This window comes from Streptomyces sp. NPDC033270 (assembly GCF_055576575.1).
Window position 1 is genome coordinate 25,784 of the sequence record NZ_JBVIRA010000014.1, and the last position, 25,172, is coordinate 50,955.

The 25,172-nt window shown below is 73.1% G+C and carries 22 protein-coding genes and 1 tRNA gene; 12 read left to right on the plus strand and 11 right to left on the minus strand.

The window, feature by feature from the left end:
* Positions 1-144: 144 nt before the first annotated feature.
* The 4 genes from mshC to ACZ5XZ_RS20360 form a co-directional block, all read right to left on the minus strand.
* Positions 145-1,374, minus strand: coding sequence for a cysteine--1-D-myo-inosityl 2-amino-2-deoxy-alpha-D-glucopyranoside ligase (gene mshC / locus ACZ5XZ_RS20345; protein WP_468979889.1), 1,230 nt, complete (start codon positions 1,372-1,374; stop codon positions 145-147).
* A 111-nt stretch (positions 1,375-1,485) separates the two neighbouring features.
* Positions 1,486-2,388, minus strand: coding sequence for an SCO1664 family protein (locus ACZ5XZ_RS20350; protein WP_468979891.1), 903 nt, complete (start codon positions 2,386-2,388; stop codon positions 1,486-1,488).
* Positions 2,352-2,942 carry a DUF3090 domain-containing protein gene (locus ACZ5XZ_RS20355; protein ID WP_468979893.1) on the minus strand — a complete coding sequence of 197 codons (591 nt, stop codon included), beginning with the start codon at positions 2,940-2,942 and terminating at the stop codon, positions 2,352-2,354. Before ACZ5XZ_RS20355 ends, ACZ5XZ_RS20350 begins: the two co-directional genes overlap by 37 nt.
* Before the next feature lie 109 nt (positions 2,943-3,051).
* The gene (locus ACZ5XZ_RS20360; RefSeq protein WP_468979896.1) at positions 3,052-3,747 is read right to left on the minus strand and encodes a histidine phosphatase family protein; all 696 of its coding nucleotides are present in this window, start codon (positions 3,745-3,747) and stop codon (positions 3,052-3,054) included.
* A gap of 59 nt (positions 3,748-3,806) precedes the next feature.
* Between ACZ5XZ_RS20360 and corA the strand changes: the two genes are divergently transcribed.
* Positions 3,807-4,802, plus strand: coding sequence for a magnesium/cobalt transporter CorA (gene corA, locus ACZ5XZ_RS20365; RefSeq protein WP_468979899.1), 996 nt, complete (start codon positions 3,807-3,809; stop codon positions 4,800-4,802).
* A gap of 28 nt (positions 4,803-4,830) precedes the next feature.
* On the opposite strand, the gene ACZ5XZ_RS20370 is transcribed toward corA, so the two are convergent.
* Positions 4,831-5,619 carry a ferritin-like domain-containing protein gene (locus tag ACZ5XZ_RS20370; protein WP_468979901.1) on the minus strand — a complete coding sequence of 263 codons (789 nt, stop codon included), beginning with the start codon at positions 5,617-5,619 and terminating at the stop codon, positions 4,831-4,833.
* A 253-nt stretch (positions 5,620-5,872) separates the two neighbouring features.
* Positions 5,873-6,928 (minus strand): LLM class F420-dependent oxidoreductase, encoded by a 1,056-nt coding sequence (locus ACZ5XZ_RS20375; RefSeq protein ID WP_468979903.1) that lies wholly within the window; start codon positions 6,926-6,928, stop codon positions 5,873-5,875.
* Between the two features lie 126 nt (positions 6,929-7,054).
* Here ACZ5XZ_RS20375 and ACZ5XZ_RS20380 point away from each other — a divergent pair, with 126 nt between their 5' ends.
* Positions 7,055-8,038, plus strand: a complete 984-nt coding sequence (locus tag ACZ5XZ_RS20380) for an aldo/keto reductase (protein ID WP_468979905.1) — start codon at positions 7,055-7,057, stop codon at positions 8,036-8,038.
* Entirely contained in the window at positions 8,035-10,440 is a 2,406-nt protein-coding gene (locus ACZ5XZ_RS20385) for a helix-hairpin-helix domain-containing protein (protein ID WP_468979906.1), read from the plus strand. Before ACZ5XZ_RS20380 ends, ACZ5XZ_RS20385 begins: the two co-directional genes overlap by 4 nt.
* Before the next feature lie 132 nt (positions 10,441-10,572).
* Here the strand turns inward: ACZ5XZ_RS20385 and ACZ5XZ_RS20390 are convergent, their stop codons facing one another.
* On the minus strand, positions 10,573-11,247 hold the full coding sequence (locus ACZ5XZ_RS20390) for a hypothetical protein (RefSeq protein ID WP_468979908.1): 675 nt from the start codon (positions 11,245-11,247) through the stop codon (positions 10,573-10,575).
* Between the two features lie 47 nt (positions 11,248-11,294).
* Here ACZ5XZ_RS20390 and ACZ5XZ_RS20395 point away from each other — a divergent pair, with 47 nt between their 5' ends.
* The gene (locus ACZ5XZ_RS20395; RefSeq protein ID WP_030416245.1) at positions 11,295-11,483 is read left to right on the plus strand and encodes a DUF5703 family protein; all 189 of its coding nucleotides are present in this window, start codon (positions 11,295-11,297) and stop codon (positions 11,481-11,483) included.
* Between the two features lie 173 nt (positions 11,484-11,656).
* Here ACZ5XZ_RS20395 and ACZ5XZ_RS20400 read toward each other — a convergent pair whose 3' ends face one another.
* From ACZ5XZ_RS20400 to ACZ5XZ_RS20410, 3 genes are all read right to left on the minus strand, one after another.
* On the minus strand, positions 11,657-12,529 hold the full coding sequence (locus ACZ5XZ_RS20400; protein ID WP_468979911.1) for a chaplin: 873 nt from the start codon (positions 12,527-12,529) through the stop codon (positions 11,657-11,659).
* A 187-nt stretch (positions 12,530-12,716) separates the two neighbouring features.
* On the minus strand, positions 12,717-12,950 hold the full coding sequence (locus ACZ5XZ_RS20405; protein WP_384438909.1) for a chaplin: 234 nt from the start codon (positions 12,948-12,950) through the stop codon (positions 12,717-12,719).
* A gap of 155 nt (positions 12,951-13,105) precedes the next feature.
* On the minus strand, positions 13,106-14,431 hold the full coding sequence (locus ACZ5XZ_RS20410) for a M20/M25/M40 family metallo-hydrolase (RefSeq protein ID WP_468979913.1): 1,326 nt from the start codon (positions 14,429-14,431) through the stop codon (positions 13,106-13,108).
* A gap of 305 nt (positions 14,432-14,736) precedes the next feature.
* Between ACZ5XZ_RS20410 and ACZ5XZ_RS20415 the strand changes: the two genes are divergently transcribed.
* The 8 genes from ACZ5XZ_RS20415 (at position 14,737) to ACZ5XZ_RS20450 (ending at position 23,478) form a co-directional block, all read left to right on the plus strand.
* Positions 14,737-14,821 (plus strand) — tRNA-Leu (locus tag ACZ5XZ_RS20415).
* A 105-nt stretch (positions 14,822-14,926) separates the two neighbouring features.
* On the plus strand, positions 14,927-15,895 hold the full coding sequence (locus ACZ5XZ_RS20420) for a pseudouridine synthase (RefSeq protein WP_468979916.1): 969 nt from the start codon (positions 14,927-14,929) through the stop codon (positions 15,893-15,895).
* Positions 15,896-15,971: 76 nt separating this feature from the next.
* A complete protein-coding gene (locus tag ACZ5XZ_RS20425) occupies positions 15,972-16,403 on the plus strand; it encodes an effector-associated constant component EACC1 (protein WP_468979917.1) in 432 nt (143 codons plus the stop codon).
* A gap of 1 nt (position 16,404) precedes the next feature.
* Positions 16,405-17,898 (plus strand): caspase, EACC1-associated type, encoded by a 1,494-nt coding sequence (locus tag ACZ5XZ_RS20430; protein ID WP_468979919.1) that lies wholly within the window; start codon positions 16,405-16,407, stop codon positions 17,896-17,898.
* A 28-nt stretch (positions 17,899-17,926) separates the two neighbouring features.
* Positions 17,927-20,470 carry a hypothetical protein gene (locus ACZ5XZ_RS20435; protein ID WP_468979920.1) on the plus strand — a complete coding sequence of 848 codons (2,544 nt, stop codon included), beginning with the start codon at positions 17,927-17,929 and terminating at the stop codon, positions 20,468-20,470.
* Positions 20,471-20,473: 3 nt separating this feature from the next.
* On the plus strand, positions 20,474-21,838 hold the full coding sequence (locus ACZ5XZ_RS20440) for a hypothetical protein (RefSeq protein WP_468979923.1): 1,365 nt from the start codon (positions 20,474-20,476) through the stop codon (positions 21,836-21,838).
* Between the two features lie 96 nt (positions 21,839-21,934).
* Positions 21,935-22,696 carry a Bax inhibitor-1/YccA family membrane protein gene (locus tag ACZ5XZ_RS20445; RefSeq protein ID WP_468979924.1) on the plus strand — a complete coding sequence of 254 codons (762 nt, stop codon included), beginning with the start codon at positions 21,935-21,937 and terminating at the stop codon, positions 22,694-22,696.
* 107 nt (positions 22,697-22,803) lie between these two features.
* Entirely contained in the window at positions 22,804-23,478 is a 675-nt protein-coding gene (locus tag ACZ5XZ_RS20450; protein ID WP_468979926.1) for an HAD family hydrolase, read from the plus strand.
* Positions 23,479-23,488: 10 nt separating this feature from the next.
* Here the strand turns inward: ACZ5XZ_RS20450 and ACZ5XZ_RS20455 are convergent, their stop codons facing one another.
* Entirely contained in the window at positions 23,489-25,123 is a 1,635-nt protein-coding gene (locus tag ACZ5XZ_RS20455) for an ABC-F family ATP-binding cassette domain-containing protein (protein ID WP_468979928.1), read from the minus strand.
* Between the last annotated feature and the right edge of the window lie 49 nt (positions 25,124-25,172).

Genomic DNA, 25,172 nt, shown 5'->3' on the forward strand with positions numbered 1-25,172 from the left:
GGAAAACGGGGGGATGGGTCGGGGAAGGGTGGCTGCTAACCCCTCGTCCCTGCCTCTGTCGTCCCACGCCGTGCGCCACGGGGAAGGGTGCGTTTTCGCCGGCCGGCAAAAGCGCCCCTGAGGACGGAAGTCAGCGAGTGGCCGTCACAGTGCCACGCCGAGGAGCGCGTCGACCGCACGCGAGACGAGGCCGGGTGCGCCCTCGTCGGTGCCGCCGTCGGCCTGCTGGGCGGCGGCCCAGCGGTCCACGGCGGCGAGGGCGGCCGGGGAGTCCAGGTCGTCGGCGAGCGCCGTGCGGATCTCCTCCAGGAGGGCGTCGGCGGACGGTCCGTCAGGGCGGGAGACCGCGGCGCGCCAGCGCGCCAGCCGGTCCGCCGCCTCCTCCAGCACGGCGTCGGTCCACTCCCAGTCGGCGCGGTAGTGGTGGGCGAGCAGCGCCAGGCGGATCGCGGCCGGGTCGGTGCCGTCGCGGCGCACCTTGGAGACGAAGACCAGATTGCCCTTGGACTTGGACATCTTCTCGCCGTTCAGGGCCACCATCCCGGCGTGCACATACGCCTTGGCGAACGGGTGCTCGCCGGTGAGCGCCTGGGCGTGCGAGGCGCCCATCTCGTGGTGCGGGAAGGCGAGGTCGGACCCGCCGCCCTGCACGTCGAAGCCCATGCCGAGGTGGTCCAGGGCGATGGCGACGCACTCGATGTGCCAGCCGGGCCGGCCGCGGCCCAGCGAGCCGCCGTCCCAGCTCGGCTCGCCGTCGCGGGCGGCCATCCACAGCATCGGGTCGAGCGGGTTCTTCTTGCCCTCCCGCTCCGGGTCGCCACCGCGCTCGGCGGACAGCAGCCGCATCGCCTCGGCGTCCAGTCCGGAGACCTCGCCGAAGTGCGGGTCGGAGGCGACGGAGAAGTAGATGTCGCCGTCCAGCTCGTAGGCGGCGCCGGCGTCGCGCAGCCGCTCCACCAGCGGGACGATGCCGGGTATCGCCTCGACGGCCCCTATGTAGTGGCGCGGCGGCAGCATCCGCAGGGCCGTCATGTCCTCGCGGAACAGGGCGGTCTCGCGCTCGGCGAGCGCGGTCCAGTCGTCGCCGGTCTTCTCGGCCCGCTCCAGCAGCGGGTCGTCGACGTCGGTGACGTTCTGCACGTAGTGCACTTGGCGCTTCGTGTCGAGCCACACGCGCTGAACCAGGTCGAACGCGTTGTAGGTCGCCGCGTGCCCCATGTGGGTGGCGTCGTACGGCGTGATGCCGCAGACATAGATACGGGCGACGGGACCGGGGTCGAGGGTCACCCGGCCGCCGGTCGCGGAGTCGTGGATCCTCAGGTCGCGGCCCTGACCAGGCAGGGCGGGGACCTCAGAAGCGGGCCATGCATGCATGCCTTGAGCGTAACCGGACGGATGTTCCGCATACGAACCGGACCGGGGTCTTGGCCGGAAAGGCCCTCTTGCTTTTGACGGCGCGGCATGCAAGGCGCGCGCCGCGGCCGATCAGACCGGCGGCCAGGGGATGGCGGGCCACTCGCCGCTCGGTTCGGGGTGCCGGCCGCTGCTCAGCAGCCCGGCCACCCGCGCCCGCAGCGCCTCGATCTCGGCATCCGTGATCAGTTCGGCCAGTCGGGCGGCGAGCGGCGCCGCCTCCTCCAGGGCCGTGTGAAGCCCGCGGAGGACCTCCAGGGCCTCGTCGGTCAGCGGCTCCCCCGCCCAGCCCCACAGCAGCGTGCGCAGCTTGTCCTCGGCGTTGAACGTCACACCGTGGTCGATGGCGAAGAACCGTCCGTCGGCGCCGGGCAGCAGATGGCCGCCCTTGCGGTCGCCGTTGTTGATCACCGCGTCGAGCACCGCGAGCCGCCGCAGCCGCGGATGGTCGGCGTGCACCAGCAGCGCGGTGCGGCCCTCACCGAGCTGGGCGAAGCCGACGGCCTTCCAGCCGGGGCCCGGCTCCTCGCCCTCCACCAGCGCCAGCAGCTCGGGCACCTCGTCACTGCTCTCCGGCGGATCGATCCACTCCTGGACCATGCCCGTGCCGTACGGGCCGTCGCGCAGCACGGTCGGCGGGATCAGGTCCCAGCCGCAGGCACGGGAGACCTCATAGGCCGCGACCTCGCGCTGGGCGAGGGTGCCGTCGGGGAAGTCCCACAGCGGCCGCTCGCCGGCGACCGGCTTGTAGACGCAGGCGGCGCTGCGGCTGTCGTGCGCGACCGTGCAGTAGAGCACGGCGTTGGACGCCTCCTGGATACGGCCGCGCACGGTCAGCTCCCCTTCGAGGAGCAGCGCCCGCGCCGCCGTCGCCGCGTCCGTCGGACCCGCGGGGCCCTGCGGCGGCCCGGCCCCCTCCACGGTGGGCGCCACGCCGCTCAGGCGTCCCGTCGGTATCCGTTCTGGCGCGGACATACGTGTCCCTCCGGGTCGAGCGGCAGGCTGCACAGCGGGCACGGCGGGCGGCCGGCGTTGACGACTTCCAGCGCCCGCTTGGCGAACGCCCTGGCCATGGTTCCGGTGAGGCGCACCCGCAACATCGGCGGGCCGTTCTCGTCGTCCTGGAGCAGTCGCTCCTCGGCGTCGGCGAGGTCCTCCTCGCTGTCGGCGTCCAGCTCGACCAGGGCCTGCGCCTCGACGATCATCCGCTCGTCCTCGCCGTCCCAGGCCAGCGCCATCGTCCCGACCCGGAACTCCTCCTCGACGGGCGACTCCAGCGGGGCGGTGTCGGTCAGCTCGGTGGGCGAGACGGCGGGAACCGGGGCGTTGCCGCCGCTGCGCCGCACGACCTCGTCCAGCAGCTCGTCGATCCGCTCGGCGAGCGCTGCGACCTGTGTCTTCTCCAGGGCGACGCTGGTGGTGCGGCCGGCCGCGGTGGCCTGGAGGTAGAAGCTACGGCGGCCAGGCAGCCCGACCGTGCCGGCCACGAAGCGGTCCGGCGAGTCGTAGAAGAACACCTGACGGGACAACGTCCTGCTCCGATTGCTCGACTGCGGGGTCACTGCGGTCGCTGCACGTCCTGCGGACCGCAGGGGCGTGGCGGGCAGCGCCGTCGCACCACCCTACTGCGCCGACTGATCACGCTGCGCCCGCGCCACCGCCGACGGCCCCGTCCCGGTCGGCCGCGGTGGCGCCGTCCTCCCGAGGGGCGAGCGATCCGAAGTCGCCGGTGTCGCCGAGGCGCACCAGGTAGGGGCGCAGCCGGGTGTAGCGGATCACGGTGACCGAGCTGGGCTCGACCGAGACCCGCTGGAAGAGGTCGAGGTGCAGGCCCAGCGCGTCGGCGACCAGGGCCTTGATGATGTCGCCGTGCGAGCACATGGCATAGGTCGCCTCGGGGCCGTGGGCCTCCTCGATGCGGGCGTTCCAGTCGCGCACCGCGTCCACGGCGCGGGCCTGCATGGCCCGCATCGACTCGCCGCCGGGGAAGGCGGCCGCGGAGGGGTGCTGCTGGACGACCTCCATCAGCGGCTCGTCACCGAGCTCGGCGAGTTTGCGACCCGACCAGTCGCCGTAGTCGCATTCGCTGATCCGGTCCTCGATGTGCAGCGTGAGCCAGGGCCGGGCGTCCAGCAGCGGCGCCACGGTCTCCCGGCAGCGCTGCAGCGGGCTGGAGACGACGGCGGTCAGCGGCACCTGCGCCAGGCGGGCGGGCAGCGCGGCGGACTGGGCGGCGCCGTGCTCGTCGAGGGCGACACCGGGCGAGCGTCCGGCGAGCACTCCGGCGGTGTTGGCGGTGGAGCGGCCGTGCCGGACCAGGATCAGCGTGGGCATGACCGCCAGCCTACGTTCCGGCAGCGCCTTTCTGGCAGGCAGCCGCGGTACACGCGAGAATGCCAGGTGTGATCGTGGACTGCGCCATCTACCGGGAGGGCCGCCGCACCGACTGCGCGGCCGACTTCTCCGGTGCCCTGGCGTCGGCGCGGGCCGAGGGCCGCTCCTTCCTGTGGCTGGGGATGTACGAGCCCACCGAGGAGGAGTTCGCCCTCGTCAGCTCCGAGTTCGCGCTGCACCCGCTGGCGGTCGAGGACGCGCTGCACGCGCATCAGCGGCCGAAGCTGGAGGTCTACGACGACTCGCTGTTCGTGGTGCTCAAGCCCATCACCTACGACGTCGAGGCCGACACGGTGACCTCTTCGGAGCTGATGGTCTTCGTGGGCGACTCGTTCGTCGTCACCGTCCGGCACGGCCGGGCCAGCCCCCTGACGGCGGTGCGGCGCAGGCTGGAGGACCACCCGGAGATCCTGCGGCACGGCCCCGGGGCGGTGCTGTACGCGGTCAGCGACGCGGTGGTCGACCACTACATCGAGGTCGCCGCCGAACTGCAGCTGGACATGGAGGAGTTGGAGGCGGAGGTGTTCGCTCCGGTGCGCGGCCGGGACACCCGCAACACCGCCGCCCAGATCTACGCCTTCAAGCGCGAGGTCCTCGAATTCCGGCGGGCGACCGGCCCGTTGGCGGAACCGATGGCCCGCCTGCAGAGCCCCGGGGTGCCGTTCGTGCACGACCACGCCCGGCCGTTCTTCCGCGACGTCGACGACCACCTCACCCGCGCCAACGAGTCGGTGGAGGCCCTGGACCGGCTGCTCTCGGACATCCTCGCCGCCCATCTGGCGCAGATGGGCGTACGGCAGAACGACGACATGCGCAAGATCTCGGCCTGGGCGGCGCTGGCGGCCGTGCCCACTCTGATCGCCGGGATCTACGGCATGAACTTCGAGGACATGCCGGAGCTGCGCTGGCATCTGGGCTATCCGGCGGTCCTCACGCTGATGGCCCTCATCGAGGTGTCGCTCTACCGGCTGTTCAAGCGCCGCGGCTGGCTGTGAGGCCCGCCGTCGCGGCGGCCGCGCCGGGCTAGGCGAACTCGGGTGCGGAGCCGGCCGGTCCGCCCAGCGCGTCGCGCCGCTCGGGCATCTGCAGGGTGACCATCCGCCGCCAGCCGCCCAGCCGCTCATAGCCGTACAGCGCCTGGATGCCGGCCGCGAGCGCGGTGGACTTCGTCTTCGGCCAGCCCAGGAGGCGGCCCATGTGCTCCATCACGGCCAGGCTGACGTCCCGGTAGACCAGGATCTCGGCACGGGCGCATTCGTGCAGGGTCCGCTGGATGGTCCGGCCGTGCCCGGCGCGCGCCAGCCGGAGCAGCTCCTCGTGGCAGTAGGCGAGGTGGTTGTCCTCGTCGTGGGAGATCATCCGGATCGCCTTGCCCACCTCGGGGTGGTCGCCGAAGTACCGGGTGAGCATCTCCATCTGGTCGGCGGCGCGCTGCTCGGTGACCCGGCTGTGCGAGAGGTAGGTGATGACGTCGAAGTCGCCGAGCGGCTCGTCGCGGCGCAGCTTGTCGTGCGCCAGGCCGATGCCCCGCCGCTCCAGCAGCATCGTGTAGTCGGTCTCCTCGGGGACCTCGGTGGGGGTCAGGCCGCGCTTGTGCAGCAGGGCCAGGAAGATCCGGCCGTGCTTGTCCTCGTCGGCGCCGTGCCGGGTGACCTTGGGTGCCAGCTCGCGCATCGACGCGGGCAGCAGTGCGGCGATCCGGCCGTTCTCCCAGCCTCCCTGGGCCTCACCGCTCGCCGCTATGGAACAGAAGAGCCGGTAGGTGTCGTCGTTGTCGACGATCTCCTGGAACAGGCTTCGGGCCGAGAACATCAGCGCCACCTCCGCATGGACACACCCATAAAGAAACAGTCAAGTCGGGTGTTCCGGGCGCGGCAACCCGAACGGTCGCCCGTTGACCCGTTCGGATGACGCCCGCCCGGCGGCGGGGGCGTAACCAGCGTGCCGGTCGCCGCGTTGTGCAGCACGACGGCCGTGGCGGGGAAGATCCCCCGAGCCCCCACCACGGCCGCGGGGTTCGCGGGCCCGGCGCTCCTGGCGCCGGGCCCGCCGCGTGCCGGGCGCCTTACGCGAGGCCGGCGCGCTCCAGGGCCTCGGTCCCGGCCCGCAGCGAGGCCAGCCGGTCCTCCAGGCTGAAGCCGGCCGGGGCCAGCGTCAGGGTGGTCACGCCGGCCGCCGCGTAGGCCTGCATGCGGTCGGCGATCCGCTCGACGGAGCCGAGCAGCGTGGTCTGGTCGATCAGCCGCTCCGGGATCGCGGCGGCGGCGCCCTCCTTGTCGCCGGACAGGTACTTGTCCTGGATCTCGGCGGCTTCCTTCTCGTAGCCCATGCGCTGGGCGAGCTTGTTGTAGAAGTTCTGCCGGCGGCTGCCCATGCCGCCGACGTACAGGGCGGTGTACGGGCGGAACATGTCGGCCAGCGCGCCGACGTCGCCGTCCGCGCCCACGGCCAGGGGGAGCGTCGGGCAGACGTCGAAGCCCTCCAGCGTCCTGCCCGCCTTCTCGCGGCCGGCCCGGAGGGGGGCGATCGCGGTCTCCTCCAGGTGCTCGGCGGACGGGAAGATCAGCAGCGCGCCGTCGGCGATCTCACCGGTCTGTGCCAGGTTCTTCGGGCCGATCGCGGCGATGTAGAGCGGGATGTGCTCGCGCTGCGGGTGCACCGTGAGCTTGAGCGGCTTGCCGGGGCCGCCGGGCAGCGGCAGCGTCCAGTGCTCGCCCTCGTAGGAGAGCCGCTCGCGCGACATGGCCTTGCGGACGATGTCGACGTACTCGCGGGTGCGCGCCAGCGGCTTGTCGAACTTCACGCCGTACCAGCCCTCGGAGACCTGCGGGCCCGAGACACCGAGGCCGAGCCGGAACCGGCCGCCGGAGAGCGAGTCCAGGGTGGCGGCCGTCATGGCGGTCATCGCGGGCGTGCGCGCCGGGATCTGGAAGATCGCCGAGCCGATGTCGATCCGCTCGGTCTGGGCGGCGACCCAGGAGAGCACGGTGGGGGCGTCGGAGCCGTAGGCCTCGGCGGCCCAGCAGACGGAGTAGCCGAGGCGGTCGGCCTCCTGCGCCACCGCGAGATTGTCGGAGTCCATCCCGGCGCCCCAGTAGCCGAGGTTGATGCCAAGCCTCATGCCGCTCCCCTTACCGATCAGTAACGTCGCTGTTGCGGGGACTGTAGCGCGCACCGCCGCCGGGCGTCATCGGCGGGTTGTCCACAGGTCCCCTGATCCTGAGCCATGGCCAGTAATCTCAGGCCCATGGAGCAAAGGCACCTCGGCCGAACGGGCCTTCGCGTGTCGCGACTCGGGCTCGGCACCCTGAACTGGGCCCGCGACACGGACGAGCAGGAAGCCGCCGAGCAGCTCAAGGCGTTCTGGGAGGCCGGCGGCACCCTCGTGGACACCGCCGACATCTACGCCGACGGAGGCGCCGAACACCTCCTGGGCCGGCTGACGGAGGGGCTCGTTCCGCGTGCGGACCTGGTGATCGCCACGAAGGCGGGCAGCGTCCTTGAGGCCCACCGCCGGGTCGACGGCTCCCGGCGCCACCTGCTCGCCGCCCTCGACGCCTCTCTGGAGCGGCTGGGCACCGACTACGTCGACCTGTGGCAGCTGCACGCGTTCGACCCGCACACGCCGTTGGAGGAGACCCTCCAGGCCCTCGACCTCGCCGTCTCCAGCGGCCGGGCGCGCTATGTGGGGCTGTCGAACTTCTCCGGCTGGCAGCTGGCCAAGGCCGCCACCTGGCAGCTCGCGGCGCCCGGCATACGCAACCGCCTGGCGAGCACACAGATGGAGTACTCCCTCCTGCAGCGCGGCATCGAGCGCGAGGTGCTGCCGGCGGCGCTGGACCTGGGCATCGGCGTACTGCCGTCCTCGCCACTCGGCAGGGGCGTGCTGACCGCCAAGTACCGCCATGCCACCCCTGCCGACTCGCGCGGCGCCTCGGAGCATCTGGCGGCGTTCGTCGCGCCCTATCTGGACGAGGCGGCCGGCCGGGTCGTCGACGCGGTGACGACCGCCGCCGACGGACTGGCCGTCACCCCCCTCCAGGTCGCGCTCTCCTGGGTCCGCGACCGCCCCGGAGTGACCGCGCCGATCCTGGGCGCCCGCACAGCGCAGCAGCTCAGAGCGGCATTGTCAGTGGAGACCCTTAGTCTTCCTGACGAGATCCGCCGGGCGCTGGACGATGTGTCGGCTCCGGTGCACCACTACCCCGACCACGACTGGAGCACGCTGTGAGTACCGACCGCCTCGCCGGCGAAACCCCGCCCGAGCAGGAGGGCGCGGCCGGGACCGCGGACGCCCGCAAGGCCGATGACGCGGCGGCGCCGGGCGAAGCGGCGCGGCAGGCCCCGGCATCCGGGTCGGACAAGGCGACCGCGGCGGCACTGGCGGCGGCGGTACGGGCCGTGGAGAGCGGCGAGCGCTCGGCCGCCTCGTTCTTCAACTCCCCGCGCCCCACGCCCACCGCGCCCCCCGCAGCTCCCGCCCCGAGCACTCCGGCCGGCGGCGGCCCGGCCCCGCAGACCGGTTCGGCGGGCCCGGCCCCGGAGGTGGCGCGCCCGCGCAGCGCACAGGACAGCGCGGCCCCGGCCCGTCCTCCCCTCGGGGACGCCGGCGCGCCCGGCCCCGGCGGCCCGGCGACGACGCCCGCCGCTCCCGTGTCCGCGCCCCGCCCCGCCGCTCCCGCCGCCCCCGGCCTGGACGGCGTACGGCAGGTCCTCGCGGCGGGCGGCGCCCCGGAGACGCTGGCGGAGAAGGCCACCGAAGTGCTCGGCGAGCGGGCCGCCGAGGCGCTGAGCGAGGATCCCTGGCAGCTGCTCGGCGTGCCCGGGGTGCGCCCCGAGCAGGCCGACGGCTTCGCGCGGGCGCTGCTCGGCGCCGCCGCCGGGCCCGGCGACGAGCGGCGCGCACAGGCGCTGGTCGGCTGGCTGCTGGAGCAGGCCGCCCTCGCGGGGCACTCCGCCCTGGAGGCCTCCGCACTGCGGGCGGCGCTCGCCCAGCGCTCGGTGCCCGACCCCGATGACGCCCTGCAGACCGCCATCGCGGAGGGCGCGGTGCTGGTCTTCCAGGACGCCGTCGAGGAGCCGGGCCGGGCGCGGCCCGCGACCGACGACGACGAGGAGGCGGAGCAGCCGGTCCGGATCCTGCTGGGCCTGGACCGCTTCGCCATGGCCGAGGAGAGCGTCGCCGACGGCCTGGCGCGGCTGCTCAACACCTTCGAACCGGCCCCCGACCCGCGGCAGGGTCCGGCGGCCGGGCCGGACGAGGACGGCGACGGGCCCGCCGACGGCGAGGCGGACGCCGAGGACGGCGACGTGGGCACGGACGAGCCGGCGGGCGGCGCCGAGGAGCCGGTGGCCGACGACGCGGAGCCGGCGCCGGTCCGCCCCTCCCCCGCGGCCTGGGAGGCCGCGGCGGCCGCCGCCCCCTCGCCGTCGGCCGCGGAGCTGATCCGCGCCGCCGCGCACAGCGGCCTGGTGGCACACACCGGCGCGGAGGCCGCCCGCGCCGAGCCCGCCGCGCTGATCGCCGCGGCCCGCTCGCTGGGCCTGCGGGCCTTCGGCGCCGCCCACACCGAGGACGGCCGCCGGCGGCTGTCCGCCCACCTCGCCGAGAGCGCGCCCGAAGCCGGCGCCACCGGCGCCGCGGACCCGGACACCGCGGCGGTGACCGTATCCGGCCTGCTGTCCGGACAGCAGGGCCCGGGCCGGGACGCGGACGGCGCCCTCGCGCTCGACCTGCTGGTCGTGCTGGACGCCCCGCAGCTGGATCTGGAGACCGCGGCACTGCTGGTCGAGTCGCTGGCCGACGGCACCCGGCTGGTCCTCAGCGGCGACCCCGGCGTCCTGTGGTCCGCCGGCCCCGGACGTCTCTTCGCCGACCTCCTCGCGGCCCGCTTCTGCCCCCAGGTCGCCTCCCGTACACCGGACTTCGGCCCGATCGGCGAGCTGGTCTCGGGCATCGGCATCGGCGAGCTGAGCCAGGTCGAGGCGCCCGGCAAGGAGGTGGTGATCGTCCCGGTGCGGGACGCCGGCGAGGCGGTGCACCGCACCGTCCAGCTGGTCGCCGACTCCGTCCCCAGAGCGCTCGGTGTCCCCACGGAGCAGACCCAGGTCATCACGGTCGGCCACGGCGGGGCGGCCGGCACCCGCGCGCTGAACACCGCCCTGAAGGAACGGCTCAATCCGGGCCCCGGCCGGTTCGGCGGCTTCGACCCCGGCGACCGCGTGGCCTACGCCCCGGCACCCGGCCGTACGGTTCCCGGCACGGTCACCGGCGCGGACGCCGCCGGCCTGCATCTGGACTGCGCGGGCCACGCGGTCGTCGTACCGCGCGAGCAGGTCGGCGCCGGAGCCGTACGGCACGGCTGGGCACTCACCGCCCATCAGGCGGCCGGGGCGCGCTGGCCGGCCGCGGTGGTCGTGCTGCCCGGTGACGCGGCCGCCGGCCTGACCCGGGCCTGGGTCTACACCGCCTTCAGCCGCGGCGAGCGGCATCTGTCGGTCGTGCAGGGCGCCGACCAGGCCCTGCCGCGCGCGATCGCCGAGGTCCCCGTCAAGGAGCGCACCACCCGGCTGCGCGCGCTGCTCCAGTTGCAGAGCGTGCCGACCGCCGAGGACGCGCCGCCGGCCGGCTGAGCTCCGGCAGCAGCACGCCCCCGCACACACCGCCGCCCCGGACCGTTCGGAGTCCTCACCGACGGTCCGGGGCGGCGGCGTACACGGATCAGGGTGCCGCGCAGGCGGGGCCGGGTGCGGCCCCGGCGTCCCTCACCGCTCGTGGTCCAGCGGCTCCAGCAGGTCGTCGTCGCCCAGTTCCTCGTCGAAGACGGCGCTGACGTCGAAGCGGCACACCACCCGCTGGGGATCGGCCTGGTCGAACGGCGCGGACAGCCACTCCCCCGGCTCGGCCGGATCGTCGGCGGCCGCCACCCACAGTGTGGAGTCGCCCTCCTCCAGGCCGAACTCCTTGTGGCGGGAGGCGATCTCGTCCGGTTCGAACTCCCCGAACAGCACGCCGAGCGCCGCGTGCACGCTGCTGCCGACGACCGCCGCGGCATCGGCGCCCTTGGCCCCGGCGTCGTCGGCGGCGTCCGGATCGAGATCGGCGACGCGCTGTGCCTGGTGCAGCAGTCGCTGCGGTGCGGCGACCGTGTAGTCGCGCCGGATCAGCACGCTCAGCGCGCTCGGCTCCTCCGGGCCCGCGTAGGCGGGCAGCGCGTCGTTCCCGGGGATCTCGAAGGGCGTGACCTCGTCGTAGGTGTCGTACAGCAGCTCGTCATAGACCTCAGCCGCCGCGGCGAGCTCGTCGAAGGCGGCGTAGACAGCCGGATCGTCCTGCCCCGAGCGGCGTTCCACCGCGTCGAGGTGACGGTCCAGCGCGGCTTTTACCGCCTCGGCGGCGGCACGTACCTCGGCAGCGGAAGGCTGCGCAGCATCAGACATAGTGCAGACGCTATCCGTACCGGGGCCGGTCCCGCACAATAGATGCGATGCCGGAATACGAATTCTGCGATGTGTATGTGCCCCGGGGAGTCTCCCGGAAGGCCACCACACGCCTGCTGACCGACCATGCCGAGTACGGACACTGGGAGTTGGACCGACTGCGCCTGAATCCGGACGGCAGCCGCAAGGTACGGCTGCGCCGCCGGATCATCCGCCAGCTCCGCGCCACGTGGTGATCTCCACCGATCTGTGACGACGGCAGAGCGGGCCCCGTCCCGACGGGCCCCGCTCCGTGTGCACCTCGGCACTGTCCGCAGCCGGTCAGCGGCGGACGGTACATGCCTGGCACCGTCCGCGGACGATCACCGAAGCGCGCACTCCCGCACGCGGCGACGTCCGCGGACGATCATCAAGGCGCGCTCTTCCGTGCCCTGCGGTACAGCACCGCGCCCCCCAGCAACAGACCCGCGGCGGCCGGCGCCGCGTAGCCCAGCGACCCGGCGCCGGTGTGCGCGAGCTGCTGCTCGGTGGACCGCGGAGGCGTCACGGTCAGGCCGTGCGATGCCGGCCGCGCGCCCGGCCCCTGAGGGGTCTCCTGGCCGCCATGCTGCGGCGCCTCGGGGCGATGCCCGTTCCCCGGGTGCTCGGGCTTCCCCGGGTGCTCGGGCTTGCCCGGGTGGTCCGGGTGGTGCGAGTGGCCCGGCTTCTCCTGGCCCGGGTTCCCCGGATGGTGGGGCTTTCCGGGGTGGTGCGGCTTACCCGGGTGATGGGGCTTTCCGGGGTGGTGCGGCTTACCCGGGTGATGGGGCTTGCCCGGGTGGTGCGGCTCCTGGGGCGACTCGTTGGCGCAGTCGTTGCCGAACGTGGGGTTGAGCACCCCGACGACATCGACGGAGTTGCCGCAGACGTTCACCGGCACATCGACCGGCGCCTGCACGTTGTTGCCGGACGCGACACCAGGCGAGTCGGACGCCTTGCCGTGGGCACTCGCCCCGCCGTGACCGTGGTTCCCACCCTGATGGTGACCGTGATCGCCACCACCACCGTTGGCGCAGTCGTTGCCGAACGTGGGGTTGAGCACCCCGACGACATTGACGGTGTTGCCGCAGACGTTCACCGGTACGTCGACCGGCGCCTGCACGTTGTTGCCGGAGGCGATACCGGGCGAGTTGGCCGCGCTGCCGCCGGCACCCGCGTCCGCGTGCGCATAGCCGGCGGCCGCGGCGAGTACGCCGCCGGCCGCGGCCATGGTGATCAGGCCCTTTCGTGCGACCTGTCTCATATGTTCGTTCCCCTGCCTTGTGCCTTACAGGAATGGATGCGAGTAGCGATATCCATGGAGAGTTCCAGGAAAGGTCCACCCGCACTCCGAAATACCCAGAGGCTCCGGAACGCATGGCACGCATTCCGGAGCCGAGCCGAATCGGGCGCCTTCGGGTACAGGTGCGACATCAAAGCGACTCAGACGGTCACTTGTTGACGCAGTAGTTGCCGAAGGTGGGGTTCAGCAGCCCGACCACGGAGATCGTGTTGCCGCAGGCGTTCACCGGAACGTGCACCGGGACCTGGACGTTGTTCCCGGAAACGATGCCGGGCGAGTTCACGGCGGCACCCTGGGCACCCGCGTGAGCGGAGGCCAGGCCCGCACCGGCGAGCACCAGGCCGCCGGCGGCCGCCGCAGCAGCGACGATCTTCTTGATCATTGTTCCTCCTTGTAGGCAAGGCGATCCCAGCCGCGGATCGCATCCACCACAACGAGGAAAAGGCCGTTGAAGCTACGAACACATCTAGTCATTCACTCTTTTCAGCTAAGTCGACTCGAACATCGAACAACAGATAATCCGCGCCGCGTTCAGCCTCAACTCTGGTCGATGAAACGATCCAGCACCCGCACTCCGAACTTCAGTCCGTCCACCGGGACCCGCTCGTCGACCCCGTGGAACATTCCGGCGAAGTCCAGCTCCGGCGGCAGCTTCAGCGGCGCGAACCCGAATCCGCGAATCCCCAGCCGGTCGAACGACTTGGCGTCCGTACCGGCGGAGAGCATGTAGGGCACGGCCCGTGCGATCGGGTCCTCGGCCTGCAGCGCCGACTGCATCGCGTCCACCAGCGCCCCGTCGAACGAGGTCTCCAGCGCCTTGTCCGCGTGCACGTCCTCGCGCTTGACCCGCGGCCCCAGGATCCGGTCCAGGTCGGCCAGGAACTCCTCCTCGAAACCGGGCAGGAAGCGCCCGTCGACATGCGCCGTGGCCTGCCCCGGAATCACATTGACCTTGTACCCCGCGCCCAGCTGCGTCGGGTTCGCGGTGTTCCTGAGCGACGCACCGATCAGCTTGGCGATGCCGCCGAGCTTGGCCAGGGTGTCGTCCATGTTCTCCGGGTCGAGTTCGGTGCCCAGCGCGTCCCCGAGCTGGTCGAGGAAGGCCCGCAGCGTCTTGGTCACCCGGACCGGGAACTCGTGGCGGCCCAACCGCCCGACGGCCTCGGACAGTTCGGTGATCGCGTTGTCCCTGTGGATCATCGAACCGTGCCCGGCCGACCCGTCCACGGTCAGCTTCATCCAGTGCATGCCCTTCTGGGCCGTCTCGATGAGGTACAGCCGCAGCTGCTCGTTGACCTTGAAGGAGAAGCCGCCGACCTCGCTGATCGCCTCCGTCACGCCCTCGAAGAGCTCCGGGTGGTTGTCGACGAGGTAGCGCGCGCCGTACGTGCCGCCCGCCTCCTCGTCGGCGAGGAACGCCAGCACGATGTCCCGCGGCGGCTTGCGTCCGCTGCGCAGCCGGTCACGGACGACGGCCAGCGTCATGGCGTCCATGTCCTTCATGTCAACCGCGCCGCGTCCCCAGACGCACCCGTCCGCGATCTCCCCGGAGAACGGGTGGTGGGTCCAGTCGTCGGCGTTGGCCGGCACCACGTCCGTGTGCCCGTGGATCATCAGCGCGGGCCGCGAGCGGTCCTCGCCCTCGATCCGGGCGACGGTCGAGGCACGGCCCTGGTGGGACTCGAAGATCTTCGGTTCCAGGCCGACCTCGGCGAGCTTCTCCGCGACGTACTCGGCGGCGGCCCGCTCACCGGGACCCGAGTGGTCGCCGTAATTGCTGGTGTCGATCCTGATCAGATCCCGGCACAGGTCGACCACCTCGTCCTCGCCGGTGACCGTACGAGCCGGCTGCGCCTCGCTCATGCCTGAACCTCGCTTCGCTCGGGCCCGCCTGCGCGGAGCGTGCACCTGTCCATGATTCGTTCGCAGAGCTCACTCACACTGCCTCCTGTTGGTAAGGGCCCCGCCGCGCGCCCCGAGCAGGGCCCCGGCGGCGGGGGTCTTGGCCATCCTCCACCCGCCGCCCGCTTCACCCAAGGCAGTAATACGCCCGACATGCGCTGGTCACAGGCCCGGACCCGGCCAACTGCGCAGGTGATCGACCACCCCCGAAGGTTTGCTATTGTTTTCCACGTCGGAACGGCCCAGGCCGAAACGGCAGACACCTTGTCCGGGTGGCGGAATGGCAGACGCGCTAGCTTGAGGTGCTAGTGCCCTTTATCGGGCGTGGGGGTTCAAGTCCCCCCTCGGACACTGATGACGATCAGCGCCCGCCCTGGCTCCGGCCAGGCGGGCGTTGGTCGTTTTCGTTCCGGTGCGCCGTGACAGGGCACCGCCCGAGCCGAGGTTCTCCCAGCCATGAGACGCAGATCCCCCCTTCCCCCGGCGCCGCTCCCCCAGCGGGACGGTGTCGATCCCGTGCGGGTGCGGCTGCCCGCCGATCCGGACGGGACGTGGCAGACCGTGCGGGATCACCTGGTGGACCGCTTCCAGGCGGCGATCGGGGCCGGCCGGGTCTCGGAGATGCTGGGGGCGGGGCGGTTCGTCGGGGTGGACGGGGTGCTGAGCGGGGCGGAGCCCTATCTGGCCGGGCGGTATGTGTGGTTCCACCGGGACTTCGCGCCGGAGGTGCCGGTGCCGTTCGAGGTGGGGATCGTCCATCGGGACGAGCGGATCGTGATCGCCGACAAGCCGCACTTCCTGGCCACGACGCCGCGCGGGCGGCATGTCACCGACACCGCGCTGGCGCGGCTGCGGCGCGAGCTCCGGCTGCCCGCGCTGCAGCCCGCGCACCGGCTCGACCGGCTGACGGCGGGCCTGGCGCTGTTCGTCGTACGGCCCGAGGACCGGGGCGCGTACCAGGGACTGTTCAGCGCGCGGCGGGTGCGCAAGGAGTACGAGGCGGTGGCGCCGTACGACGGGGGCGTGGCCCTGCCGGTGACGGTGCGCAGCCGGATCGTCAAGGAGCGCGGGGTGCTGGCCGCCCGGGAGGTGGCCGGCGAGGCCAACGCGGTCAGCCGGGTCGAGCTGGTCGGGCGGCGGGGCGGGCTCGGGCGCTACCGGCTGTTGCCGGAGACCGGGCGCACCCATCAGCTGCGGGTGCACATGAACCGTCTCGGGCTGCCGATCCTCAACGATCCGCTGTTTCCGGGCTCCCCCGACGGGCCCGCCGGGGGCGGGGAGGCGGAGCCGGAGGACTTCGGTGCGCCGCTGCAACTGCTGGCGAGGGTGCTGGAGTTCAGGGATCCGGTGGACGGCCGGGAGCGGCGGTTCGAAAGCCGGCTGCGGCTGGCGGCGTGGGACGCGGGGCCGTTGGCCCGATCGTGAGACCGGGGTGACGCACGCCACTTATGCTGACGTTGAGGCCTGGGCTCAGGGGCGAGGGACGGCGGCGGGGGCGGCGGTGCGGGTACGGATCGAGGTGGACCGCGACGGGGTCGCGGACGGGCGGGGCGAGGGTGCCGGTGAGGCGGTGCGGTCGCTGTACACCTGGCTGAGCGGTGATCCGGAGGTGGCCGGCGGGGCCGGTCTGTCGCTGGTGCGGCGCACCGAGGAGCCGGGGCGCATGGGGCCGGTGCTGGAGGCCGTCCAGGCGGTGATCGACAGCGGGGTGCAGCTGGCGTCACTGGTGGTGGCGGTGGCCGGCTGGCGCAGTACGCGGCCGCGGGGCGACCGGGTGCACATCGAGCGGGCGGGGGTCAGGGTGACCGTCGACGGCGGGGACCCCGAGGCCGTCGCGCGGGTCCTGCGGGCGCTCGGCGGGGACGCGGACCCCCGGGACGGGGACGACGAGGGGCCCGGGGCCCCGGTGGACCCGCCCCGGCAGCGGGATTGACGTGCCGGAGCCGCAGCTGTCGGATCCGTCGCGTTCGCGCGCCGTGCTGATCGGTACGGACACCTATGAGCATCCGGAGCTGGGCGACCTCCCCGCGGTGCGCAACAACCTGGAGCGGTTGCGCGAGTTGCTCTGCGACACCGGAACGTGGGGGCTGACGCCGGAGCGGTGCGCCGTGCTGCCGCAGCCGTCCCAGAAGGCGATGCTGGACACGGTGTACGACGCGGCCGCCGAGGCCGCGGACACCGTGCTGCTGTACTACGCGGGCCACGGTCTGGTGCACCCGCAGTCCGGGGAGCTACACCTGGCGCTGCCGGAGTCGGATCCGGACCGGCCGCACAGGGCGGTGCGCTACGAGGAGCTGCGGTCGATCCTGCTCTCCCCGGCAGGCGGGCGCCCCGCGGCCCGGCGCAAGGTGGTCGTCCTGGACTGCTGCTGGAGCGGTCTGGCGCTGGGCGGGATGAGCTCCGGCGACCTCGCGCCGGCGACCGCGGTGCACGGCGCCTTCGTGCTGACCGCGACCGCGGCGACGCGCCAGGCGCTGGCGGTACCGGGCGAGACCTATACCGCCTTCACCGGTGAGCTGATCGACGTCATCCGTTCCGGGGTGGCGGACGGACCGGCGCTGTTGAGCATGACGGCGCTCTACGAGGAGGTGACGCAGGCGCTCCTCGCGAAGGGGCGGCCGCTGCCCCGGCAGACCAGCAGCGATCACGCCGGGCGGATCTGCCTGTTCCGCAACCGCGCCGCGCGCGAACGCCGCGCGGGACCGCAGGGCGGGGCGGGGCGCACCGCGGTCGCGGACCGGCCCGTCCGCACCGCTGCGGCACCGCCCGCACCGCCCGCACCGGAGAGGCGGCCCGGCGAGCGGCGGCCGTCGTTGCCGGAGCTGGTTCCCGTGCCACCGGACGGGCCGCCCGTGGTGCGGCTGGGACGGTACCCCGTCACCCATGCGCAGTTCCGGGCCTTCCTGCGCGACCCGGCGAACGCGCGCTGGCGTCCGAAGGAGGCGCGGGCGGCGGGGGGAGACGTCGACGACGGCTATCTGCGGGGCTGGCACGGCCTGGAGTTCCCGGAGGGGTGCGGCGGGCATCCGGTCGTCGGGGTGAGCGCCCACGCCGCCCGCGCGTATGCCGAGTGGGCGGGGCGGCGGCTCGGGACGGCGCTGCGGCTGCCGACGGCACAGGAGTGGGAGCTGGCGGCGCGGGCCGGGCGGGACGGCGAGTGGTGGCGGGCGGAGATCGCCGCGGGGCGGGTCAACTTCCGTGGGAGCTTTGGGGAGTTGGCGCCGGTCGGAGAATTCCCGCCGAATCCGTACACCATCGGCGACCTGCTCGGTAACGTCTGGGATATCTGCGTGGACGACGCGGGCTCACCGGTATTGCTCGGCGGCGCCTATGACACTCCCGTCACGCGTCTGCGGGAGCGGCTGTCGCCACGGTCACCGGCCGAATGCCGGCGGAACGCGGGATTCCGGTGCGCCGGTGAGGTGTGACGACGAGGCGTGACGAGGAGGGGGTCCGATGCGGGGGGACGGCGTCGAGGAGGTGCTCAGGCGCCTGCCGCACACCTGGACGGCCGACGAGGCCGAGCAGGTCAAGCAGCGGTTCAAGGACAGCCGGCCGGCCGTGCCGAAGCAGCTGGTGAGCAGGGTGTGGCAGTACTGGCTCCAGCAGTGCCCGGACGAGCCGCTGTTCGGCGACACCGAGGACGATCTGGCGCTGGTGCTGCATGCGCGGGCGTTGGGGCTGCGGGTTCCGGCAGGGGAGATCGGCGCCGACGAGGGCGCGGTGGCGCGCTGTGCGCGGCGGGCCCGGGAGTCCGCCGACTGCGGGCCCTTGTTCTCCGCCCCACCGCCCTGGGGACCGAAGGCGGCGCTCGCGCCACAGGTGCGGGCGGCGCTCGCGTCGTCGCTGCTGCGGGCGTGGGTGGCGGGGGACGAGCAGGGCCCCGTCGAGGTACTGGTGGTCGGCGAGGGCATTCCGGAGATCCGGCAGCAGGTGGTGCAGGCGGCGCTGACGACCTGCCTGCGGGTCAACGGCCTGAGCGACCCGGAGAGCGGGGACTTCGTCGGGGACCACCTCGGCGTCGGGCTGATCCGGGTGACGGCCGGGCTCTCCGGCACCCAACCCTCGCTCGACCTGCCGTCGGTCTTCCGCGCACGGCCGGTGACGGTGGCGGAGGGCTCGTCCTCGACGGCCCGCGGCGCGCTGCGCGACTTCGTCGGCCTGCTGCGGTCGCTGGCGCACGAGACGAACCTGGTGGAGGTCGCCGACGTCGCTTACGGCGAGCTGGTGGCGTACGCCCAGGGGATGCGGGCGCTCGCCGACCGGGCAGCGGCCGAGACCGACCGGGCGCTGCTGCGCTCGCCCCGGGAGGCGGACGGTCCGGGCGCCACGGACCTGGTGTCCCTCCAGCCGTATCTGCGGACGACGAGGGGGCACGGCGCCACCGTGGGGCTGGAGTTCAGCCCGGACCTGTTCACCACGGACGCCTACCTCGGCGTCGAGCAGGCCCATCAGCGGGTGCTGGCCCAGCGGCTGACCATGGACGCGCGGCTGCGCCTGGATCAGCTGGAGGCCGAGATCAAGCAGCTGACGGCCGATCTGGAGGCGTTCAACGAGGCGACCCAGGAGGAGCGGCGGGCGCTGTGGCCGGCGACGGTGCTGCTGGTGGAGCGGTGGGACGATCCGACCGGCCGGACGATCCGGCTCACCGAGCCCGAGGAGCGGGAGACCGAGCAGTACTACCAGGTCAATGTGCCGCAGCTGATCACGATGCGGGAGAAGTGGGCCCGGCGGATGGGCGAGCTGGTGGAGCAGCTGGAGACGGCGGTGCACCGGCCTCACGCGCCGGCGCGCCAGGTGGCCGCCGGGCGGTTCCTCGACGCCGCCCTGCGGGACACGGCGCCCGACGAGAGTCCCGCCACCGAACGGGCCTTCCTCGCCTGGCGCAAGGACGTCGCGCCGATGCTGTGGTTCGAGTGGCGCTGCGCGCTGCGGGGGCAGGGCATCGCGCCGTCGGACGTGTTCACCCCGCACACGGTGCTGATCAGCCGCTATCTGCCGCCGGCCGGCGAGGACCCGGCGCTGCTGTTCGTCCATCCGTACACGCTGGTGGACACCGCCCGCTCCGCGGTGCTCGCCGACGCCGGGCGCGCCGTGACGGTGGTGCGCGACGCCACCGACCACGCAGAGCCCGCGCCGTCCGACGCCGCCGGCCCCACCGCGCAGGCCCTCTGGGACGAGCTGGCCCAACTGGCCGAGAAGCCGCACGCCGAGGAGGAGTTCGGCCACCGCTTCCTCGAAGCGCTGCGGGCGCAGCCGTACGGCGTGGCCCGCCGGATGGTCGAGGCGCTGCAGCCGGCCGGGCCGGGCCCGGCCGAGGCGGACGAGATCGAGACGGCGCTGCGGGCCGCGGAGCGGCACACCTCGCTCGGCGAGGGGATGGAGCGGGCGCTGCTGGCGATGCGTACCGAGGCCTTCCTCACCGCCCGCGAGTGCCTCGATGACATCCGCGGCGAACCGCGCTGGCAGGCGCGGGCCTGGTTGCTGCGGGCGATCGTGGAGTGCCGCGCCGCCCGGCTGGAGGCCCGGGAGATCCCGGGGCTGCTGGGCCATCAGATGCCCGGTCTGCCCGACACGGCGCTGCGGGCCCTGGACGAAGCGGGCACCGCCGACGCGGAGTTCACCCTGGCCTGGCTGGAGGCGCTGCCGGAGGCCGGTCTGGACAAGGGCATCCGGCGGCTGTTCCAGGGGCTGCCGCGGGCGCGGGCCAGCTGCAAGGGGGACCCGCTGAACAAGGTGAGCGCCGAGCGGGAGTACGCGGTGTGGCTCTTCAGGCGGGCGGTGGAGAACGCCCGGCTGGCCCGGCAGTTGGACGAGGCCGGCGAGGAGCTCGCCGAGCACCAGGAGGCGGTGGACGCGGTGCTGGCCAAGCTGGGCCGGGCACTGGAGGAGATTCTGGTGGGGCCGTACGTCGGGGGTTCGCGGGGCGAGGCCGAGGAGCTGTTCGAGGTCCTCTCCGGGCAGGAACCGCCGCGCTACGGCCGGGTCGCGGGGAGGTGAGCGATGGACAACGAGCTGTACGTCGTATGGATGGTGCGCACGTCGGAGCGTGCGAGGGCGGCCGTGGAAGAGGCGCTGGGCAACTTCGCCGCGCATGATCTGCTGCACCGGATCGGGCGGTTCAGCGAGGCGGAGAGCCGGCTGGCGGAGCTGGCCGCGCGGATCCACGCCACGTTCACCCCGCCGGAGCTGCCGGCCACGTTCACCGGGCGGCATCTGCATCTGCTGGTCGGGCCGACCGCCCAGCCGCTGCTCGCGGAGGTCCTGCGGTGTCCCGAGCCCGATGTCTTCGCGACGCTCTTCGACTCCCACCAGCTGGCCGGGGCGCTGCGGGAGGCCGGGCACCGGCAGGACGGCATCGACGACGCCGAGTTGCTGCTGCTGGCGCTGCTGGCCCGGCTGCCCCGGCTCGCCGCCCGGCACGGGCTGGAGTCGCGCGACTGGGGCGGCTTCGTCGAGAGCCGGGCCTGGCTGACCCCCTACGCGCTGGACCGGCTCACCGAACTGGCCCGGCGGCGCGACTGGTCCGCCGACGCCGGCCCCACCCAGATCCTCGCCGGCGTGCTGGAGGGCGTCGGCGGGCGGCAGGACGCGGACCGGGCGGCGCGGTTCGACGCGCTGGCGCTGATCGAGCTGCGTCGGCGGATCGGCCTGCTCGGCGAGCGCTTGCGCGGCGACGCGCTGGAGCACGCGGAGGAGGCCGCGCGGCTGGCGCCGGACCTCACCAGCGTGCGCCGGCTGCCCGCGTGGCTGGAGCTGTACGAGCACCATGCGGTGGCCGTGGGTATGCGGCGGCTGTTCGCCGGTTCGGTGACGGTCAGCGAGCAGCTCAAGGGACTGCACAGCCAGCCGCCTTCGGAGACCGGGAAGCCGAAGCCGGAGGCGAGTCTGCAGGTGATCAACGAGGTCCGCTACGGCTTCCTGAAGCGGCGGATGTCGTTCGACATCGCCTGCGAGGTGGAAGGGCAGACCCACCCCCTGCTCGTACTGCGCTGCCGCGGCGTGCTGCCCGACCACTACCCCGCCATCCGCGACACCATCCACCAGCTGCGCGGCAGCGACCTCGCCCCGCAGGGCCAGAGCCTGGGCGAGCGGCTGCTGAACACCTCGGTGCCGCAGCGGGTGGGGCTGCCCGGCCGGCTGCGCTCGGCCCTGCACCGCCACAGCACCGAGGCGGTCCAGTGCGTGGTCCTCACCGGCATCCGCCAGCCGGTCGCGGTGCCGGCGCCCTGGCGCGATCACCTGGGGACGGCGCTGCCGTACGGGTCGCCGCCAGGTGGGGACAGCGGGTTCCCCGCGGTGGCGGAGGTGACCCGCGCGCTGCGGGAGAGCGTTCCCGCGTCGCGGCCGGTCGTGGAGGTGGAGTGAGGTGCGGCCCCGGTCTCGGTTTTCGGCCGACCACGCCTCGTACCTGAGGAGTTGAGCAGCACAGATGCGCACGTTCCGATCTCTCCGGGAGGGCCGGTGCCCACGACGAGCAACCCCGCGATCCGCAACCTGCTGACGCTGGACGGTGCGGTCGCGCCGGCCGGCACGGGCCGCTCCGGCGACGGCGCGCCCCCGGCCGCCCCGGACCGTCCGATCACGCTCGACGACATCGTCGTCAAGACCCTGACCGTCCTGGCCGTCCTGACGGTGAGCGCCGTCCTCACGGTCCTCTTCGAACTCGGTTTCCTCGCCCTGCCGGCCCTGCTGGCGGGGCTGGGCATCGGCATCTATCTGGGCGTCCGGCCCCGGCCCAGCGCCGGGCTGGCGCTGCTGTTCGCGGCCGTGCAGGGGATCGTGCTCGGCGAGGCCACCCGGTTCTTCGACGGCCTGCACCCGGGCGTGGGGACGCAGGCCGTCCTCGGCACCGGCTGCCTCTTCGCCGGCACGCTGGCGGCGTACGCCACCCGTGCGGTGCGGGTCAGTGCGAAGGTGACGCGCTGGGCGGTCGGTCTGGCGATCGGGCTGCTGATGCTGTTCCTGACGGACCTGGTGGCGTCGGAGGCCTTCGGCGCGGATCTCGGACTGCGGGACGGCGGAGTGGTGGCGGTCCTGGTCAGTGTGGTGGCGATCGCCGCGGCGTCCTTCTTCTTCCTGGTGGAGTTCGAGGCCGCCAACCGCTTTCTGCAGTCCGGCGCGTCGCACCGGTGGGCCTGGTACGTGGCCTTCGGCCTCGCGATGACGCTGGTCTGGCTCTATCTGGAGCTGCTGCGGCTGCTGTCGTACCTGCGGTGGTGGTGAGGCGGGCGGCTGGTCGAAGGGGGTAGGCGCCCGGAATTGCGATGCGGGCGGAACCCGGGCGTGCGTAGGGTGCGCGGGTCGCTGAAGTGTGAGAAAGGGCCGGGCGGATGCTGATCTTCGATGCCGATGACACGCTGTGGGAGAACAACGTGATCTACGAGCGGGTCATCGACGAGTTCCTGGACTGGATGGTGCATCCCGAGCTCGACCGCGCGGGCGTGCGGACCCTCCTCGACGGGATCGAGGCGGTGAACGCGCCGACCCTCGGATACGGCAGCAAGGTGTTTCTGCACAGCCTCGGGGAGTGTGTGGAGCGGTTGCGGGGCCGGGCCGCCACCGCCGAGGAGTCGGCCCGGATCTCCGGGTGGGCGGCGGCCTTCGTCGGCGACCGGGTGGAGTTGATCCCCGGGGTGGCCGAGACGCTCGCCGAGCTGTCCGGGCGGCACGAGTTGCTGCTGCTGACCAAGGGCGACACCGAGGAGCAGGAGCGGAAGGTGGCGGCGTCCGGGCTGACCGGGCACTTCCGGGGTGTGCACATCGTGGCGGAGAAGAACGTCGCCACCTACGAGGAGCTGACCCGCGCCTACGGCCTGGTCCCGGCCTCGACCTGGATGGTCGGCAACTCCCCCAAGTCGGACATCCTGCCGGCCCGTTCCGCCGGCCTCAACGCGGTGTTCATCCCGAACGACCACACCTGGGTTCTGGAGCACAGCGCCCTCGACCCCAAGGACGAGAAGGTGCTGCAGCTCTCGGCGTTCGCCGAGTTGCTGCAGCACTTCTGACGGGCCTCGTCTACAGCGGTTCGCCGTCGGCCAGTTCGCCGCCTTCGACGGCGAGCCAGCGGGTGATGCCGATGTCCCGCAGGAACGGCAGGTCGTGACTGACGACCAGGAGCGCGCCCTCGTAGGACTCCAGTGCCGTGACGAGCCGGCGGACCGAGGCCATGTCGAGGTTGTTCGTCGGCTCGTCGAGCATCAGCAGTTGCGGGGCCGGCTCGGCCAGCATCAGGGCGGCGAGCGAGGCGCGGAAGCGTTCGCCGCCGGAGAGCGTGCCGGCCGTCTGGTCGGCGCGGGCGCCCTTGAACAGGAAGCGGGCGAGCCGGGCGCGGATGCGGTTGTTGGTGGCGTCCGGGGCGAAGCGGGCGACGTTCTCGGCGACGGTCAGGGTGTTGTCCAGGACCTCCAGGCGCTGTGGGAGGAAGCGGTAGGGGACATGGACCTGCGCCGTTCCCTCCTTGGGCGGGATCTCGCCCGCGATGGTGCGCAGCAGGGTGGTCTTGCCGGAGCCGTTGCTACCGGTGAGCGCGATCCGCTCGGGGCCGCGCACCTCCACGTCGGCGCGGGCTCCGTAACGGGTCCGCAGGGCCTGCAGGGTCAGGACGGTGCGGCCCGGCGGCACGGCGGTGTGCGGCAGGTCGATGCGGATCTCGTCGTCGTCGCGGACGGCTTCGGCGGCCTCGTCGAGGCGCTCCCTGGCCTCCTTGAGGCGTTCGGTGTGCATGATGCGGTGCTTGCCGGCGGAGACCTGGGCCTCTCTCTTGCGCTCGTTCATGACGATCTTCGGTTCGCGCTTGTTGGCGTTCATCTTGTTGCCGTAGCGGACCCGGCGGGCCAACTTGACGTGGGCGTCGGCCAGTTCGCGCTTCTGGCGCTGCACGTCGGCCTCGGCGACCCGCACCATGCGCTCGGCCGCCTCCTGCTCGACGGCCAGGGCGTCCTCGTACGCGCCGAAGTTGCCGCCGTACCAGTGGATCTCGCCGCCGCGGAGGTCGGCGATCCGGTCGACGAGCTGGAGGAGTTCACGGTCGTGGCTGACCACCACCAGCACCCCGGACCAGCCGGCGACCGCGTCGTACAGCCGCTGCCGGGCCGCCCGGTCGAGGTTGTTGGTGGGCTCGTCGAGCAGCAGGACGTCCGGGCGGCGCAGCAGCAGGGCGGCCAGCCGCAACAGGACGGACTCGCCGCCGGAGACCTCGCCGATGGTGCGGTCGAGGTCGATGCCGGGCAGCCCGAGCTGGTCGAGGGTGGCCCGGGCCCGCTCCTCGACGTCCCAGTCGTCGCCGACGGCGGTGAAGTGCTCCTCGCTCGCGTCGCCGTCCTCGATGGCGTGCAGGGCGGCGCGGGCCGCGGCGATGCCGAGGGCCTGGTCGACGCGGAGGTGGGTGTCGAGCGGGGCGTTCTGGGGGAGGTAGCCGACCTCGCCGGCCACCTTGACGCTGCCCGCGGTCGGGGTCAGCTCGCCCGCGATCAGCTTCAACAGGGTGGACTTTCCCGACCCGTTGAGGCCGATCAGGCCCGTACGGCCGGGCCCCACGGCGAGCGGGAAGTCCGCGAGGACGGGGCTGCCGTCGGGCCAGGCGAAGCCGAGGCCGGTGCAGACGATGGAGCTGGGGGCCGCGAAGGACGCGGAAGTGGGCGACTTTGACATACAGGTCTCCGGATGCGCGAGGTGCGTGAGCGGGGGGACTGCGCGGGGA